Origin of the sequence: Hyphomonas sp., from assembly GCF_036964145.1 — a bacterium.
In the GTDB taxonomy this organism is placed as follows: domain Bacteria; phylum Pseudomonadota; class Alphaproteobacteria; order Caulobacterales; family Hyphomonadaceae; genus Hyphomonas.
In genome coordinates, this window is the sequence record NZ_JBALUC010000014.1 from 1 (window position 1) to 806 (window position 806).

An 806-nucleotide genomic window follows, 5' to 3' on the forward strand; every position below is an offset into this window, starting at 1 on the left:
CTTGAAAAAGCGATTATTGATACGTACGCCTTGAGGAGTGGTTTGTCCGTATTCGGATTCCGCGTCGCTCGTGCCATAGGGTTCGATGTATCCACCCGAAAGACGCAAACTGGCCGTTATGCCCTTCGCAATACCTTGGTAGATATTCATCGATGCGTTGGTGCGAATGAAGTTCACGTCCCCGCCTAGGCCAGCAACGTCTTGACCAAACAGCAGGTCGAACCCGCCAGTGGGGTCAATAGGGTCATTCTTCATGTCCAAGAGGAGATTGTACCCGACGATCGAGGAGATTTCTGATCGTTCACTTGAGCAAAGCGAGTATCTGTTGAGATAGCGCGCATCGCATACGTCCACGATCAGCGATCCATCAGGCAATGGTACGTCATCAGCGGTGAGAAAGGCGACACCCACGACATCATCGCTTGTGTCTCCCGGGGTGTCATTGTCATCTACAGTGTATTCGGTTGTCAGGCGTTCGCCGCTGTCCGAGGCAATCACGATGCTCTGATCGACGACGTCGATTTTGTCGTTTTGCAACGTATATTTCAAGCCAAGTTGCAGCCGGTCTGACAAGGGGAAACCTAGCTGCCCGCTGACACCTACAGATTCAGTCGTATAGCCGCCAAGATCGGTGTCAGAATAATCGAGGCGGGTAGCAAACGCACTCACACCTGCGGACATGTCACGGTCTAGGAAACGTGGCTCCGTATACTGCAAGTCCACAATTTGCTGCAGGCTGGATGTGGACAGGCGAGCAGACGCGGATTGCCCGCGCCCGAGCACATTGCGCTGTGCCACGCTGACAT

1 protein-coding gene is annotated in these 806 nt (G+C 53.6%); it reads right to left on the minus strand.

The genetic code is table 11. The features are described 5' to 3' along the window. Nucleotides 1-798 (minus strand): BamA/TamA family outer membrane protein (locus tag V7660_RS17165; protein ID WP_335604274.1); only part of this gene is annotated, 798 nt, incomplete at its 3' end. Nucleotides 799-806: the final 8 nt, after the last annotated feature.